This is a genomic window from Streptomyces sp. NBC_00582 (assembly GCF_036345155.1).
In the GTDB taxonomy this organism is placed as follows: Bacteria; Actinomycetota; Actinomycetes; order Streptomycetales; family Streptomycetaceae; genus Streptomyces.
On the sequence record NZ_CP107772.1, the window covers coordinates 1,777,156 to 1,792,422 of the forward strand.

Annotated in this window: 13 protein-coding genes and 1 pseudogene; 7 read left to right on the forward strand and 7 right to left on the reverse strand. The window is 72.4% G+C overall.

Going from position 1 to position 15,267, the window contains the following annotated elements:
- The first annotated feature begins 114 nt into the window (after window positions 1–114).
- From OG852_RS07455 to OG852_RS07465, 3 genes are all read left to right on the forward strand, one after another.
- Window positions 115–1,146 carry a sugar ABC transporter substrate-binding protein gene (locus OG852_RS07455; RefSeq protein WP_330347403.1) on the forward strand — a complete coding sequence of 344 codons (1,032 nt, stop codon included), beginning with the start codon at window positions 115–117 and terminating at the stop codon, window positions 1,144–1,146.
- A 116-nt stretch (window positions 1,147–1,262) separates the two neighbouring features.
- A complete protein-coding gene (locus OG852_RS07460; RefSeq protein WP_133917583.1) occupies window positions 1,263–2,375 on the forward strand; it encodes an ABC transporter permease in 1,113 nt (370 codons plus the stop codon).
- A gap of 35 nt (window positions 2,376–2,410) precedes the next feature.
- On the forward strand, window positions 2,411–3,226 hold the full coding sequence (locus tag OG852_RS07465) for an ATP-binding cassette domain-containing protein (protein ID WP_330347404.1): 816 nt from the start codon (window positions 2,411–2,413) through the stop codon (window positions 3,224–3,226).
- A 77-nt stretch (window positions 3,227–3,303) separates the two neighbouring features.
- On the opposite strand, the gene OG852_RS07470 is transcribed toward OG852_RS07465, so the two are convergent.
- On the reverse strand, window positions 3,304–4,734 hold the full coding sequence (locus tag OG852_RS07470; RefSeq protein ID WP_330347405.1) for an amino acid permease: 1,431 nt from the start codon (window positions 4,732–4,734) through the stop codon (window positions 3,304–3,306).
- 187 nt (window positions 4,735–4,921) lie between these two features.
- Here OG852_RS07470 and OG852_RS07475 point away from each other — a divergent pair, with 187 nt between their 5' ends.
- Window positions 4,922–5,620, forward strand: a complete 699-nt coding sequence (locus OG852_RS07475; RefSeq protein ID WP_133917586.1) for a FadR/GntR family transcriptional regulator — start codon at window positions 4,922–4,924, stop codon at window positions 5,618–5,620.
- A 59-nt stretch (window positions 5,621–5,679) separates the two neighbouring features.
- Window positions 5,680–7,152, forward strand: a complete 1,473-nt coding sequence (locus OG852_RS07480) for an APC family permease (RefSeq protein ID WP_133917587.1) — start codon at window positions 5,680–5,682, stop codon at window positions 7,150–7,152.
- Between the two features lie 35 nt (window positions 7,153–7,187).
- On the opposite strand, the gene pqqE is transcribed toward OG852_RS07480, so the two are convergent.
- The 6 genes and pseudogenes from pqqE to OG852_RS07510 all read right to left on the reverse strand — a co-directional run bounded on the left by pqqE (window position 7,188) and on the right by OG852_RS07510 (window position 11,737).
- Window positions 7,188–8,306 carry a pyrroloquinoline quinone biosynthesis protein PqqE gene (pqqE, locus tag OG852_RS07485; protein WP_133917588.1) on the reverse strand — a complete coding sequence of 373 codons (1,119 nt, stop codon included), beginning with the start codon at window positions 8,304–8,306 and terminating at the stop codon, window positions 7,188–7,190.
- Entirely contained in the window at window positions 8,303–8,575 is a 273-nt protein-coding gene (pqqD, locus tag OG852_RS07490) for a pyrroloquinoline quinone biosynthesis peptide chaperone PqqD (protein ID WP_133917589.1), read from the reverse strand. The genes pqqE and pqqD overlap by 4 nt, the downstream gene beginning before the upstream one ends.
- Before the next feature lie 158 nt (window positions 8,576–8,733).
- Window positions 8,734–9,474 (reverse strand): annotated as a pseudogene (gene pqqC, locus OG852_RS07495) (pyrroloquinoline-quinone synthase PqqC); the annotation flags it as partial.
- Window positions 9,471–10,370, reverse strand: coding sequence for a pyrroloquinoline quinone biosynthesis protein PqqB (gene pqqB / locus OG852_RS07500; RefSeq protein WP_133917591.1), 900 nt, complete (start codon window positions 10,368–10,370; stop codon window positions 9,471–9,473). The pseudogene pqqC and the gene pqqB, both read right to left, overlap by 4 nt.
- 9 nt (window positions 10,371–10,379) lie before the next feature.
- Window positions 10,380–10,520 carry a pyrroloquinoline quinone precursor peptide PqqA gene (gene pqqA / locus OG852_RS07505; protein WP_133917592.1) on the reverse strand — a complete coding sequence of 47 codons (141 nt, stop codon included), beginning with the start codon at window positions 10,518–10,520 and terminating at the stop codon, window positions 10,380–10,382.
- Between the two features lie 119 nt (window positions 10,521–10,639).
- Entirely contained in the window at window positions 10,640–11,737 is a 1,098-nt protein-coding gene (locus OG852_RS07510; protein ID WP_330347406.1) for a PQQ-dependent sugar dehydrogenase, read from the reverse strand.
- A gap of 345 nt (window positions 11,738–12,082) precedes the next feature.
- On the opposite strand from OG852_RS07510, the gene OG852_RS07515 reads away from it, so the two are divergent.
- Together OG852_RS07515 and OG852_RS07520 are read left to right on the forward strand one after the other, a co-directional pair.
- The gene (locus tag OG852_RS07515; RefSeq protein WP_330347407.1) at window positions 12,083–12,895 is read left to right on the forward strand and encodes a hypothetical protein; all 813 of its coding nucleotides are present in this window, start codon (window positions 12,083–12,085) and stop codon (window positions 12,893–12,895) included.
- The gene (locus OG852_RS07520; protein WP_330347408.1) at window positions 12,895–15,258 is read left to right on the forward strand and encodes a bifunctional serine/threonine-protein kinase/ABC transporter substrate-binding protein; all 2,364 of its coding nucleotides are present in this window, start codon (window positions 12,895–12,897) and stop codon (window positions 15,256–15,258) included. The genes OG852_RS07515 and OG852_RS07520 overlap by 1 nt, the downstream gene beginning before the upstream one ends.
- Window positions 15,259–15,267 lie beyond the last annotated feature (9 nt).

Genomic DNA, 15,267 nt, shown 5'->3' on the forward strand with positions numbered 1-15,267 from the left:
TCCGGAAAGGCGCTAATTTTCGCCAACGAGGTCGCCGACCGCATCGCATCGCGGCGAATTCAGGACCTCATCTCATTCCGCGCCGTTCTGATTCCTCATAAGAGAGGTAGGACCATGTCGCACTCCGCTCACTCCCCCCGAAGAGCCCGCTGGATCGCCGTCGTCCCCGCGCTGGCCCTGCTCGCCGTCGGCTGTTCCGGGGGCTCCGGCGACACCGCGTCCGCCTCGGCCAAGGGCACCGCGCTCTCGTCGGGTCTCGGCAGCAAGGCGAAGGACCGCAAGGTCACCTTCCTGCTCCCGCAGGATCCGGGCGACCCGTTCTGGACGACCATCGCCCAGGGCGCCAAGGACGCCGCCCAGTTGCTCAACCTGGACCTCAACCTCCAGACCAGCTCGGGCGACCAGGCGAAGTACAACGACCTGATCGGCAGCGCGGTCGCCGACAAGCCGGCGGCGCTGGCCGTCGTCCTCGACGACCCGAACAAGTACACCGAGAACGTCTGCGCGGCCCAGAAGGCGGGCATCCCGGTGATGAGCTACAACATCACCCAGGAGGGCACGGTCGGCGCGTGCACCCTCGGGTTCGTCGGCCAGGACTTCGAGGAGGTCGGCTACCTGCTGGGCAAGCGCCTGCTCGCCCACAACCCCGACATCGGCAAGGGCGACACCGTCCTCACCCCGGTCGAGTTCCCCGACCAGGTCTACGCCGTCCAGCGGCACGCCGGCGTCGAGCGGGCGCTGAAGGAGGCGGGGGCCAGGACGGAGATCCTGGGCACCGGCATCGAGGACTCCGCCGCGCTCGACAAGATCACCCAGTACCTGCTCGGTCACAAGGACACCGCCGCGATCGTCCCGCTGGGCGGCACCCCGCACCGCAACGTCGTCAAGGCCATGGAGGACGCCGGGGTGAAGGTGCCGGTCGTCGGCTTCGACCTGGCGCCGCAGATCGTGAGCGGCATCGAGTCCGGCGCCATCGACGCCGCGGCCGACCAGCAGGGCTATGTGCAGGGCTTCCAGACCGTCATGGAGCTGGGTCTGAAGCTGGACTTCGGTCTCAGCCCGGCCAGCATCAACTCCGGGGGCAGCGGCCTGGTCGACAAGGCCAACGTCGGCATCGCCAAGGAGCTCGCGGGCAAGGTCCGCTGACCACCCCGTCGGCACCCACCTGCACCACATCTCCCGCCGACGATTCGGCCCGGGGCGGCCGGGCACCATCCCGGCCCGCCGCTCCGCCCACCCCACTTCAGGAAGGCAGTACGACCATGAGCGAGCGCAGCGGTCAGGTGACCGCGGGGAGCGTCCCGGCGGCAGGGGGCGCCGTCACGGACCCGGACACCACGACCACGGGCGTGGCCGCCCGGAAGCGGACTCTCGCGGACTCCGCCCCCGTCTCCACCTCCGACCGGCTGGCCGAGCGCCTGCGCCAGATCCGCGGGCGCGGCGCGCTGGAGATCGGCCTGGTCTTCGTCCTGGTGCAGCTCGGCTGCGTCATCTCCTACCTGGTGGACCCGGTGGGCTTCCCCTACCTGGAGAAGTCGAACTTCAACGTCCTCAGTCAGAGCATCCCGGTGCTGGCGATCCTGGCCATCGGGGCCGGCATCCTGATCATCGCCGGTGAGTTCGATCTGTCGCTGGGCGCGAACTTCACCTTCTGCGCGCTGGTGTTCACCCGCTGGTACTCCGACGGGTCGAGCGCCTGGACCGCGACCGGCATGGCCCTGCTGACCGGTGTCGCGATCGCCCTGCTCAACGCGCTGCTCGTCACCAAGGCCAAGATCCCCTCCTTCATCGTGACGCTCGGCATGATGCTCTTCTGGGAGGGCGCGGCGCTCTTCTACAACGGCACCACGGCCGCGCTGATGATCCCGAGCGACACCGTGAAGCAGGTGTTCACCGCCGACCTCGGCTTCTTCCGCGGTCAGGCGCTGTGGATGGTCGGCGTCGGGGTGGTGTTCTGGCTGCTGGTGCACCGCCACCGGCTCGGCAACCATGTCTTCGCCGTCGGAGGCAACCCCGCCGCCGCCCGTGCCATCTCGATCAACCCCGACCGGGTCAAGATCATCGCGTTCGGCGTCCTCGGGGTGTGCGTGGCGCTCGCCGCCGTCCTGACCGCCGTACGTACCGGTTCGGTGCAGCCGGGCACCGGCCGGGGCATGGAGCTGAAGGCGATCGCGGCCGCGGTCGTCGGCGGGGTCGCGCTGTCCGGCGGCCGGGGCAGCGTCCTCGGCATGGTGCTCGGCGCGGCACTCATCCTCACCGTGCAGGACATCCTGCTGCTCGGTGGTGCGCCCGGCTTCTATCTGGACCTGTTCGTCGGTCTGATCATCGTCGCCGCGGCCTTCTTCAACCGACTGATCGAGGGGAAGGCGAAGTGAGCGCCGCCGAGCCCACCACCGGAAACGGAGCACCCATGTCCCCCACCGCCACCGCGGAAGCCACGGAACAGGCCACGGGCGAGGTCCTGCTGGAGCTGTCCGGCATCACCAAGCGGTACGGAGCCAACACCGTCCTCGACGACGTGGGTTTCCGGATCCACCAGGGTGAGGTGGTCGGTCTGCTCGGTGACAACGGCGCCGGCAAGTCGACCCTGGTCAAGACGATGTCCGGGGTGGTCGTCGCCGACGAGGGCGACTACCTCTGGCGCGGCGAGAGGCTGACCACGCTCAACCGGCAGGAGACCGAGAGGCGCGGCGTCGAGACGATCTTCCAGGACTCCGCGCTGGTGCCGTCCATGACGATCACCCGCAACATCTTCATGGGCCGGGAACTCACCAACGCGCTCGGGCTGTTGAGGCTGAGGAAGATGGACGAGATCGCCGCGCGGATCCTCGACAGCGTGGTGACCATCGAGGGCATCAAGAGCCCGCGTCAACTGGTCGGTTCGCTCTCCGGCGGACAGCAGCAGGCGGTGGCGATCGCCCGCGCGGTGCACTTCAAGCGCAGTCTGCTGATCCTGGACGAGCCGACCAGCGCGCTGGCGGTGCGGGCGACCGAGGCGCTGCTGAACTACCTGCTGCGGCTGAAGCGGGAGGGCGTGAGTTCGGTGCTGGTCACGCACAACCTGCACCACGCGTTCCAGATCTGCGACCGGCACATCGTGATGAACCACGGCCGCAAGATCCTCGACGCGCGGCGTGAGGACACCAGCGTCGAGGAGCTCACGGCGGCGGTCGTCGAGGGCCCCGAGGGGCTGCGCCGCTTCCGCGAGGGCAAGCCCCTCGCCTGACCGGCGGCGCCCGCACGCCGACGGGGCCGGACCCGCCGCAGGAGAGACGGGTCCGGCCTTCGGTCGCGGGGCGGGTGCTACGACGTCGACGAGGTCGCGGCGTCGTGCGTGCCGGCCCGGCCGAGGCGCTGGCGGACCACCGCCACGACCACCACGCCGATGGCCACCAGGGTGGAGAGGACGACCTGGTCACGGCCGCCGCCGTCGGCGGTGTCGGTGAGCATGTAGCCGAGGACGAAGGTGATCAGGGCGATGGTGGCCCAGGTGAGGTAGGGGTAGAGCCACATCCTGACGACCAGCTTCTCGGGCGCCTCGCGCTGGATGATCCTGCGCATCCGCAGCTGGGAGAAGCAGATCACGAGCCAGACGAACAGGGCGATGGCGCCGGAGGAGTTGAGGAGGAACTGGAAGACGGTGTCGGGCCAGAGGTAGTTGAAGGCGACGGCGACGAATCCGAAGACGACCGAGGCCAGGATGGCCGCGCGCGGCACCCCTCGGTCCGTGGTCGTGCCGAACGAGGCGGGGGCGTCGCTGCGGCGGCCGAGGGAGAACGCCATGCGTGAGGCGGTGTACAGGCCGGAGTTGAGGCAGGACAGCACCGAGGTCAGCACGATCGCGTTCATGATCTGGGCGGCGTGCGGGATGCCGATGGAGCTGAGGGCGGCGACGTACGAGCCGTCCTTGAGGATCGCCGGGTCGTCCCAGCGCAGCAGGGAGACCACGATCAGGATGGAGCCGAGGTAGAACACGGCGATCCGCCAGATCACGCTGTTGGTGGCCTTGGTGACCGCGCCGCGCGGGTCCGCGGTCTCACCGGCGGCGAGGGTGACGATCTCGCTGCCCATGAAGGAGAAGACGACCATCAGGACACCGGTGAGGATCGCGCCGGGGCCGTTGGGCAGGAAGCCGCCGTGCGCGGTGAGGTTGGAGAAGCCGGACGCCGGGTGGTCGGAGCCGGGCAGCAGGCCGAAGATCGCCAGGGCGCCGATCACGATGAACGCGCCGATCGCGACGACCTTGATGCCGGCGAACCAGAACTCGAACTCGCCGTAGGAGCTCACCGAGACCAGGTTGGTGGCCGTCAGGACGACCATGACGATCAGGGCCCAGCCCCATTGGGGGACCGCGGGGATCCAGCCGGCGAGGATCTTGGCGCCGGCGGTGGCCTCGACCGCGAGGACGACGACCCAGAAGAACCAGTAGAGCCAGCCGATGGTGAACCCGGCCCAGCGGCCGAGTGCCCGGTCCGCGTAGGCCGAGAAGGAACCGGAGGTGGGGTTGGCCGCCGCCATCTCGCCGAGCATCCGCATCACGAGGACGACGAGGACGCCGACGAGGGCGTAGGAGATCAGGATGCCGGGGCCGGCGGCGGCGATGCCGGAGCCGGAGCCGACGAACAGACCGGCGCCGATGACGCCGCCGATCGCGATCATCGACAGGTGGCGGTTCTTGAGACCGGCCTTCAGACCGGGCTCTGCGGGAGGCGCTTCGGGGAGGGTTGTGGTCATCTCGACATCCGGGGGAGGAGGGGACGGGCTGTCGAGGCGGGAAATTAGTTCACCACGATCGAAAAGAACAAGACTTGTTTAAGTGTTCACCTTGCTCTATTTTTCAGGCAACCGTGGAACCGCCTCTTCCGGGAGCCCTCCGTGCACCACGCCGTGACCCCGCTCAGCAGGCAGTTAGGGTGGCGCCGTGGTGAATCCAGCGGGCAAGTTCGGGCCCTACGGCGGCGGGGACACCCGCCTGCGCTCCGGTGGGAGTCAGACGGGGTCGGACCTGGTCCGCTCCCGGGTCGCGCTGCGGGTACGCCTGAAGTCCGTGGCACCGGGTGACCGGCTGCCGGACGCGGGTGTCCTCGCCGAGGAACTCGGGATCGGTGAGATCACCGTGCGCCGCGCACTGGAGGGGATGTGCCAGGACGGCCTGCTCGACCGGCGGCGGGGCCGGGCCGGCGGCACCTTCGTCGCCCCGGACTGGGACACCGTCGTCGCCCTGATGCACGACGCCGAGGAGGCCGCCGCTCTGGACTCCTTCCATCTGCTGCTGGAGTGCGGACTGGTCTCGCACGGCGCGGGCGAGGTCCCGGACGACGCGCTCGACGGGCTGCGGTCACTGGTCGCGGAGATGGACCTGGCCGAGGACCCGGCCCGGCTGGTCGAACTGGAGACCCGCTTCCACCTCGACCTCGCCGAGCTGCTCGGCGGCACCGGGATCCGCGAGTTCGCCGCCGATCTGCTCGGCCGCCAGTGCCTGCTCCTGCCCGCCCCGGGCCCCGACGTCGTACGGGCCCGCAACCGCTGTCACACCGACCTGCTCACCGAACTCGGCCGCGGCGCGATGGACCCGGCCGTACGCGCCGTGAAGGAACACCACCAGGTCCGCCCGGCCTGACGGCCGGCGCCCGTCGTCGCCTCCCTCGCACCGCCCCCGTCCCCGAAGGAGCAGTCGCCATGTCCGACCCCGGAGCCGTCGGCCCGCCGCCGATGTCGGGCCCCGCCGGCGGAACGCCCCAGCGCCTGCGCGGCGGTGTGCTCGGCATGGCGGACATCGCCGCCGCCACCATGGCCAACGTCGGCCCGGCCATGAGCTTCTTCTTCGGCTTCGCCTTCCTCGCCACCACCGCGGGCGTCGCCTCCCCGCTCACCATCGCCGCCGCGGGCGTCGCCGTCGCGCTGCTCGGCAACACGCTCGCCGAGTTCTCCCGGGCGCACCCCTCCGCGGGCAGCTTCATCACCTTCGTCGGCAAGACCTTCGGGCCCGTCAGCGCCGTGACCACCGCGCTGCTCGCCGGGCTCGGCTACATCATCGCGATGGCCTCCGTGATCGCGATCTCCGGCGGGTTCGTGCAGATCACCCTGCACCACTACACCGGCATCGACCTGCCGTGGATCCTGTGGACGCTGCTGCTGACCGGGGTGTCGGTGGTGCTGATGCTGCGCGGGATCGTGGTCTCCACCAAATGGGCCGGTTATTTCTTCGGCGTGGAGATGCTGGTGCTGGTCGTCGTCTCCGTGGCGGCACTCGTCGAGCACCGCGGCGAGCTGTCCGCCGCCCCGTTCCTGCCCGGCCATCTGCGCCACGGCCTCAGCGGTCTCGCGGCCGGCTTCCCGCTCGCGGTGTACCTGTTCATCGGCTGGGAGAACTCCGCCGCGCTGGCCGAGGAGACGGAGAACCCGCGGCGCAACGTCGGACGCGCCGTGCTCTCCTCCGTCGCGATCATGACAGTGAGCTACATCCTCTTCTCCTACGCCACCGTCACCGGCTTCGGCTACGACACGGCCGCGCTCGGCGACTCCCCCATCCCGTTCATCGACGTCGCCCGGCACACCCTCGGCGCGCTGGCGTTCCTCGCCTACGTCGGCGGGCTGACCTCGACCCTCGGTGTGCTGATCGCCGGCATCAACTCACAGGCGCGGCTGATCTTCAACGCCGGACGGGAGGGGCTGCTGCCGTCCTTCTTCGGCTACGTCCACCCGACGCGTCGTACGCCCAACAACGCGATCGTCACCTTCGCCGTCACCTCGCTGCTGATCATCGGCGGCTGGGGGCTCGGGCATCTGCTCGGGCGCGACGGCGGCCGGATGGACCCGGTGGTCTTCTTCACCGAGTCCTCCAGCCTGGGCGCGCTGCTGATCCTGCTGGTGTACCTCGCCTCCAACATCGCCCTGCCGCTGTACTACCGCCGCTACCGGCCGCAGGAGTTCCGGACCGTACGGCATCTGGTGCTGCCGGCGGTGGGGGCGCTGGCGATCCTGGTTCCGCTGTACTACCTCGCCAAGCCGGGACAGCCGGCGCCGTACAGCTGGTTTCCGTATGTGGCGCTGGTGGCGCTCGTGGCCTCCGTCGGTTACGCCACGGTGTTGGTGCGGCGGGATCCCACGTTGGCGGAGCGGGTGGGGTCGGTAGTCGCGGACGTGGAGTAGCCCCGCGCCCCTGAGGTCGCGCGGCTCACCCTCGCTCAGACGGCGCCCGGAGTCGGTTGTCGGGGACGGCGGTAGAGGTAGGGCGGCGGGGCAGAGGCCGTACCGGGATCGGTCAGGGTGCGCAGGAGAGGGTGGTCCGGGGACAGGGCGCAGGCCGGGTCCGTGCGGGTCGGGTCGCCGGTGAGGGCGTGGGCCTGGCAGCGGCAGCCGCCGAAGTCCTCCTCGCGGCGGGGGCAGGTGTTGCAGGGGCCCGTGATCGGCCAGGCGGTGCCCCGGTAGCGGGTGAAGGCGGGCGAGGCGTCCCAGATCCAGGCGAGCGGGTGGTCCCGCACGTTGGGCGGGCCGAGGTCCGGCAGGGAGGCGGCGGCCGGGCAGGGCAGCACGGTGCCGTCGGGGGTGACGGTGAGGGAGACCGCTCCCCAGCCGCCCATACAGGGCTTGGCGACCCCGTCGAAGTAGTCGGGGACGACCCAGACGAGGTCGATGCGGCCGGCGAGCCGCTCGCGCCGGTGCTCGACGGTCTCCCGGGCGCGGGCGAGCTGCTCACGGGTCGGCAGCAGCGCCGCCCGGTTCAGCAGGCCCCAGCCGTAGAACTGGGTGTTGGCCAGCTCGACGCGATCCGCCCCCCAGGCCTCGCCCAGGTCGATGAGCTCGCCCACGGAGTCGAGGTTGTCGCGGTGCAGGACGACGTTGAGGCCGAGGGGCAGCCCGGCCCGGCGCACCAGGGCCGCGGCCCGCTCCTTCGCGGCGAAGGCGGACGGACGCCCGGCGATGCGGTCGTTGGCCCGGGCGTCGGAGTGCTGCACCGAGAGCTGCACGCTGCGCAGACCCGCCTCGCACAGCGCTGTCAGCCGGGCCTCGTCCAGGCCGGTGCCGCTGGTGACCAGCTGGGTGTAGATCCCGGCGGCCTCGGCGGCGGCGACGATCCGCTCCAGGTCGGCACGGAGCAGCGGCTCGCCACCGGAGAGATGGGTGTGGACGACGCCCAGGGCGGCGGCCTGCCGCAGGACGTCCGTCCACTCGTCGGCGCTCAGCTCGCCCGAGCGGCGGGCCAGTTCGACCGGGTTGGAGCAGTACGGGCAGTGCAGCGGGCAGGCGTGGGTGAGTTCCGCGAGCAGCGCCCAGGGGCGGGCCGGCGGCGCGTCGGCGGTCATCTGAGCCAGCCCTCCCCGCGCAGCCGGTCGAGGAAGACGGGCACCTCGGCGGCCACCGGGGCGCCCGGGAAGCGCGCGGCCAGTTCACCGACGATCGAGGGCACGGTACGCGTTCCGTCGCACAGGCCGACGATCTGAGCCGCGTTGCCTTCGAGGACGACGACCCGTTCGGGCAGGACCAGCAGGTCCGCGCCCCGCACCGGGTCGTGCCGCAGCATCAGCGCCGGGGCGAGGGAGGGACGCCACGCGGCGTCGGCCACGACCGTCATGCCCGCACCCGCCAGGGCCGCGGGTCCCGCTGCGCCGCCCCGTCGTCGTCCGTCCCGCCGGCGGGCCCCGGCCGGCCGTCGTCGGCGGTGCCCCGCCGCCACGGCCGGCTGTCCGTCTCAGGGCGCTCGTCGTGCAGGGGGCGCTCCCGCCGTACGGGGTCCTCCTGCTGGACCGCGTCGAGCAGGGCCCACAGCACCTCGCACTTGAAGGTGAGGGCGGCCAGGGCCCGCTGCTGGTCCTCGCGGGTGCGGGCCCAGTCCAGGACGAGGGCGAGGGCCTCGGTGCTGTCGCGCCGGCCCTGGTCGACGCGGTTACGGAAGTAGGCGAGGCCCTCGGGATCGATCCAGGAGTAGTGGCGTTCGAAGGCGTCGATGCGCGTCCGCATCAGCTCGGGCGCGGTGAGCTCGGTGAGCGAGGCCGCGACGGACTCCAGCGGCGGCCGCAGCCGGCAGAAGTTGACGTACCCCTCGACCGCGAGCCGTACCCCCGGCAGGACGGTGTCGCCGGTCAGCAGGGCGCGGCGGTCCAGGCCGGCCGCCTCACCGAGCCGCAGCCAGCGCTCGATGCCGCCCTCCCCCTCCGCGCGGCCGTCGTGGTCCTCGATGCGCCGCAGCCACAGCCGGCGCAGCTCCGGGGAGTCCAGCTTGGCGGTGATGAGCGCGTCCTTGACGGGGATGTGGCGCTGGTAGTGGAAGCGGTTGGCGATCCAGGCCCGCACCTCCTCGGGGCTCAGGTCGCCCTCGTGCATCCGGACGTTGAAGGGGTGCCGGTCGTGATAGCGCTCCTGGGCCACCGCGCGCAGCCGGTCCTCGAACGCGGTGGGGCTCCAGGGTTCGCCGGCGGGGCTCCCGGCGTCGGCCGAGGAGGTCGCGGGGCGGGGGGCGAGGGTCGTGGTCACAGCTCGATCACCAACTCGTCGTCGGCCACCTCGATTCCCAGCCGGGCGAGCCGCTTGTGCTGCGCCGCGCCGGGATCGACGAGGGGGTTCGTGTTGTTGAGGTGCGTGTAGTAGCAGCGGGCGGACAGCGTGGCGAGGACGGCCGCGGTGCCGTCCGGGCCGTCGATGGGCAGATGGCCCATGCCGGTGGCGGTGCGGGAGGAGATGCCGGTGCGGCGGGGTTCCTCCTCGTCCCAGAAGGTGCCGTCGACGATCACGCAGTCGGCCTCGGCGGCGGCCCGGTGCAGGGCCTCGGACCAGACCGCGACGGCGGGGGCGTAGAGCGCCGTACGGCCGGTGGCGGGTTCGTACAGGCGCAGCGCGACGACCCAGGCCTCGTCCTCGGGGGCGTCGGCGGCGTAGCGGGGGCGCTTGGCGGACACGGGTACGGCGGTGATCCGCAGGCCCTCGTCGGGCGGGCCGAGGGAGCGCGCGCCGTGGCGGGCCAACTCCCGCCAGGTCAGGGCGGTGTAGGGGCCGAGGACCTCGCCGAGGCGGAGGCGGTCCTCCAGGGCGTGGCGGACCGGGGCCGTGGCGTGGATCTCCAGGGCGTCCGCCTCGCGCAGGCGTGCGATGCCGAGGGTGTGGTCGAGTTCGGCGTCGGTGAGGACGACTCCGGCGATCGGTGTCTGCCGGGGGCCGGGCCCGGGGTGGAGCGCCGGGTGCGCCTCGATCTGGTCGCCGAGGTCGGGGGTGGCGTTGACGAGGTACCAGCGGCCCTCGTCCGTGCGGACCGCGAGGGAGGCGTGCCGGCGGCGGCGCTCGGGATGCGCGCGTGCCCCGGAGCACCCGGGGCACGCGCAGTTCCACTGCGGGATGCCGCCGCCGGCCGCCGTGCCGAGCAGCTGCAGCAGCACGGCGGCGGGCTAGCGGGCCGCGAGGGAGTAGGCGGTGACCTCGAGGGCGGTGTCGACGACCGTGTAGCCGGGCGTCCGCCAGACGCTCGTGTCGGCCGTCGCGCCGGTGGTCGCGGCCCGCTGCTCCGCCCGCTCGGTGGTGTCGTTCATGGTGCGTACCTTCCTTTCGCTGGGGTTGGGTTCACCCCTCGGTGAGGGGAGCCTGGGGGTCCGGGGAAGGTGTGTTCCCGAGGGTGACCTCGAGGACGGGCGTCACCGGTGATCGCGTCTCATTTCACGGTGACCTTGAGGATGCGGTCCTTGTTGTCGCCGCCGTCGGTCGTGCCGACCCACAGCTCGTCCTTGCCGGGCACCTTGGCGAGGGCCCGCAGCCGGCCGTAACTGCCGTTGTAGTACGACTTCCCGGCCCCGACCGCCTTGCCGGTGCCGTCGATCGGCAGGGCCCACAGCCGCTGGCCGAGCAGCGTCGTGACGTAGACGACGTCCTTCTTGACGGCGATCTGGGCGGGGACACCGCCCTGGTCCGGGTGCCAGACCTTCTTGGGGTTGGTCATGCCGGCCTTGGAGCAGGAGCCCTCGCAGCTCGGCCAGCCGTAGTTGCGGCCCGGCTCCACGAGGTTGAGCTCGTCCCAGGTGTTCTCGCCGATCTCGGTCTCCCAGAGCCGGCCGCGGCTGTCCCAGGCGAGGCCCTGCGGGTTGCGGTGGCCGAGGCTGTAGACACGGGTGCCGAACGGGTTGCCGGGCGCCGCGGCGCCGCTCTTGGTGAGGCGCAGGACCTTGCCGTTGAGGGAGTTCTTGTCCTGGGCGAGATTGCGCTTGAGGGCGTCGCCGACGCTGACGTACAGATAGCCGTCGGGTCCGAACGCGATCTTTCCGCCGTTGTGGTCGCCGCCCCGGGTGATACCGCCGAGGACGACCTTGTAGTCGCGCAGCGCGCTGCCGTCGAAGTGCATCCGGACGACCCGGATCTCGGAGGCGGCCGTGTGGACGAAGAAGACGTCCTGGTCGGTGGTGCCGTTCCAGGTCGGCGAGGGGGCGACGCCGAGCAGGCCGCCCTTGCCTCCGCTCGGCGAGGGGGGCACGGTGTTGGGCACGGTGCCCACCTTCTTCTTGGTGCCGTCGCTCGACTGGAGCCAGACGGCGGCCGTGAAGCGCTCGGTCACCAGGGCCCTCTTCCCGTCGGGCAGGAAGGTGATGCCCCAGGGCCTGGTCCAGTTGCGGGACAGGACGGTGACGCCCGTCGGTGCCGCCCGGGTGCCTCCCTCGGGGTCGGCCGCGGCCGGCGACGCGGGCTGCAGCAGGCAGGCGCCGAGGACAGCGGTGACGGCGGCGATCGCGGCCCGGCCGCGCCGGACTCGATGCGGCACCGGTTGCGCCAGACGTGACATTCCGAAGCCTTCCTGTCGTGAGGGGGTGACCGGCCGCATGAAGAGAGGGGATGCGCCGCCGCGTCGGAGAACGGAGATACGGGGAGCGCCTGCCGGGGTGCGGCGCGGGGACTCCCTCAAGGAGTATCGGGGCCTGTTTTCCGCGCGGGCCACCGGAGATCGTCCATCCTGCTGACGGCCCGGGCGGCCGGGTGAGTCCGGGGCGAATACGTAGCCGGATACGTGGTTCTACGGAGGTGGCCGCCCTCGGAGGCCGTCTACGTTCGGTGTGTCGAACGTCGTGAGCCGTGTTGAGGGGACCGAGTGCGAGGAAACGCCCGAGGCGTGCGGGGCAGGGGGGTGAGCCTGCTGCTGGCCGGGGGTCTGCTGGCCGGATGCTCGGCCCAGGGGACGGACACCGGCGCTTCCGGCGGGAGCGGTTCACCCTCGGCGGGAGCCACGGGCCGTAGCGCGGCCGGTGCCACGGCGACCCCCTCGGCCGGCGCTACCCCCGCGTCCACCGTCTTCACCCCCGACGCCTCGCTGGTCCCCCGGACCTCCGGGGACGGCGCGGTCCTGGCCGACTCCGTGGTGCTCGCCCCCGCCGACTGGGGCCGGGGGTTCGCCGCCCGGAAGCCGGCCGCGAGCACCCCGGGCACCTGGGCCGTGCTCGACGACGACTGCCGTTGGGAGCGGGAGAAAACGCCCCCCGGAGTGCTGGCCTCCTCGTCGCGCTACAGCCGGCTCCCGGCCGGCGACGGCAAGGGCGCGGTGCAGGTGACCGCGGCGGTCACCGTGCACGCCTCCGTCCTCGGCGCCGACGAACAGCTCAGTACCACCCTCGAGGAGGTGCTGCGCTGCCCGGACCAGCAGCCCCGCGCCAACGAGCGGATCACCGGCCTGAATTCACTCGGCACCCCTTTCGGCACGCGTGAGCAGGAGTACGCCGACGACTCCGTCCTGGAGGCCGGCCAGTACGTCGAGAACGGCGGCGCCGCCCAGCCGTACCGGTGGATGGTCGCCCGGCTCGGCACGGTCGTCGCGGCCGTCTCCGTGACCGGGGCGAAGGGCAACACCGAGCAGGAACTGAACCAACTGGGCGCCGACGCCCTGGCGAAGATGCTGGAGCGGATCCAGCAGCGGTTGAAGGGGAAGTGATGGAGCCGCTGCGTACCTCCGACCCCGCCCGGCTGGCGGGCTACCGGCTGCTCGGGCGGCTCGGCGCGGGCGGCATGGGAGTGGTGTACCTGGGCCGTTCGGCCGGTGGCACGCTGGTCGCGCTGAAGGTGATCCAGGCCGAGTACGCCGAGGACCCCGGCTTCCGGGAGCGGTTCCGGCGCGAGGCGGACACGGCCCGCCGGACGAGCAGTCCGTGGGTGGCGCCCCTGGTGGACGCCGATCCCGAGGCGGAACAGCCGTGGCTGGCGACCGCGTTCGTCCCGGGGCCCTCGCTCGCCGAGGCCGTCGCCGCGCACGGACCGCTGCCGGCGGGGACGCTGCGGGTGCTGGGGGCACGGCTCGCCGAGGCGCTGGGGGAGCTGCACACGGCGGGGCTGGTGCACCGGGACGTCAAGCCGGGCAATGTGCTGCTCGCGCTGGACGGGCCGCGGCTGATCGACTTCGGGGTGGCCCGCGATCCCGAGGACACCTCGCTCACCTCGACCGGTGTCGTGGTCGGCACTCCGGGCTTCCTCTCCCCCGAACAGGCGCGGGGCGCCCGGGAGTCGGGGACGGCGGGGGACGTCTTCTCGCTCGGCTGTGTGCTGGCGTACGCGGCGACCGGCCGCCCCCCGTTCGGCACCGGCTCGCTCGACGCGCTGCTGTACCGCACGGCGCACGACGCGCCCGACCTGGAGGGTGTCCCGGAGGAACTCGCCGAGATCGTGGGCGGCTGTCTGGAGAAGGACCCCGAGCGGCGGCCCTCGGCCGAGACGCTGGCGCACTCCCTGTCGTCCGCGCCCGCCGGGCTTCCCGAGGGGGAGGGGGCCGCTGCTTCCGCTTCGCCGCCCGATCCGCGTGAGGCGCTGCGGGCGGTGCGGCCCGAGGCGGCGGACCGGCCCGCCGGGCCCCACCCGGTGCCCGAGGACGCCGCTCCCGAGGACGAGGCTCTCCAGGACTCCGCTCCCCAGGACGAGGTCCCCGGGGACGAGGGCTGGCTTCCCGAGCCGTTGGTCCGGCTCATCGCCGAGCGGTCGGCGGCGGGGCTGGCGCTGCCGGGCATCGACGACACCGAGATCGACGCCTCGGACGCGACGGTGCCCTCCCCCTCCGCGCCGGCGCCTCAGGAACGGAGGGTCGGCCGGCGCCGCCTCCTGCTGCTGGCCGGGGGTGCGGCGGCGCTGGCGGCCGGAGGGGGCGCACTGGCGGCCTGGGGGACACCCTTCGGCGGGGGCGGGGGCGGCGGAGCGGCCTCCGGTGCGACGCCGTCGGACAGCATGCCGCTGTACACCATCGGGCTGCACGCCGATCTGAGCGGTGATCAGAAGGCGGTCGGGCGGGCTCAGGAGCGGGGGCTGCGGCTCGCGGTCGACGAGTTCAACGCCCGGGGGGACGCACGGTTCGCGCTGGCCGTGCGGACGGTGGACGACGGCGGTGATCCGGCGAGGGCGCCCGAGGTGGCGAAGAAGCTCGTCGCGGACCGGACCGTCCTGGCCGTGGTGGGTCCCACCACGGACACCACCGCGCTGGCGTCGCTGGCGACCTACGACGCCGCGTCGCTGCCCCTGATCGCGGTGTCGCCCGGCGCGACGGTGCTGGACGTGATGGGCAGCCGGTCCTTCCTCCATGCCAGGGTCACCGACACGATCCTGCCGTTCTACCTCAACGCGTATCTGCGCGGCACCGCCAAGTCGCGCACGATCGGGATCGTCGACGACCGGGCGGCGGACACCTACGGCTGGGAGATCAGCAGCACGCTCAGCCGGATCCTGCGCGACGACCGGCAGCCGGCCGTGCCGAAGGTGGTCAGCGCGCTGCGGACCGACTTCGCGCCGACCCTGGACGCCCTGCTCGACGGGGGCGCCGACTCGGTGGTCTTCGCCGGCTACCACGACCGGGCCGCGCTGCTGGCCCGGGAACTGACCCGCCGTGACTTCCCCGGAGCACGGGCCGGCGCCCAGGGGGTGCTCGACGCCCGGTTCCTGTCCGCCGCCGGGGACGCGGCCGAGGGCTGGGCGATCGTCGCGCCCGTCATGGACGCCGCCGTGGCCCCCGAGGCGAAGGCGTTCGCCACCGCGTACCGCAAGCGGTTCGACGCGGAACCCGAGCGGTACTCCGTCGAGACCTACGACGTGGCGCAGCTGGTGTCGCGGACCCTGGGCTCGCTGGCCGTCGGGCGCCGCACCCGGGCGGAGCTGACGACGGCGCTGCGCGCGGCCACGTACGAGGGCATCAGCCGCAACCTCGCGTTCGACCGGACGACCGGGGCGCTGGTCGTCGACGGCAGCGGGGTATACCTGTGGAAGGTCACCGGCGGCCGGTTCGCGTACCAGGGCGTGGCGCCGTACCAGGTCGCCACCTGAGGGGGCGTC

What these genes read in the sequence shown, in the direction of transcription:
- OG852_RS07455 (WP_330347403.1), top strand. Translation starts at nt 115, where the DNA reads ATGTCGCACTCCGCTCACTCCCCCCGAAGAGCCCGCTGGATCGCCGTC.
- OG852_RS07460 (WP_133917583.1), top strand. Translation starts at nt 1,263, where the DNA reads ATGAGCGAGCGCAGCGGTCAGGTGACCGCGGGGAGCGTCCCGGCGGCA.
- OG852_RS07465 (WP_330347404.1), top strand. Translation starts at nt 2,411, where the DNA reads ATGTCCCCCACCGCCACCGCGGAAGCCACGGAACAGGCCACGGGCGAG.
- OG852_RS07470 (WP_330347405.1), bottom strand. Translation starts at nt 4,734, where the DNA reads ATGACCACAACCCTCCCCGAAGCGCCTCCCGCAGAGCCCGGTCTGAAG.
- OG852_RS07480 (WP_133917587.1), top strand. Translation starts at nt 5,680, where the DNA reads ATGTCCGACCCCGGAGCCGTCGGCCCGCCGCCGATGTCGGGCCCCGCC.
- pqqE (WP_133917588.1), bottom strand. Translation starts at nt 8,306, where the DNA reads ATGACCGCCGACGCGCCGCCGGCCCGCCCCTGGGCGCTGCTCGCGGAA.
- pqqD (WP_133917589.1), bottom strand. Translation starts at nt 8,575, where the DNA reads ATGACGGTCGTGGCCGACGCCGCGTGGCGTCCCTCCCTCGCCCCGGCG.
- pqqA (WP_133917592.1), bottom strand. Translation starts at nt 10,520, where the DNA reads ATGAACGACACCACCGAGCGGGCGGAGCAGCGGGCCGCGACCACCGGC.
- OG852_RS07520 (WP_330347408.1), top strand. Translation starts at nt 12,895, where the DNA reads ATGGAGCCGCTGCGTACCTCCGACCCCGCCCGGCTGGCGGGCTACCGG.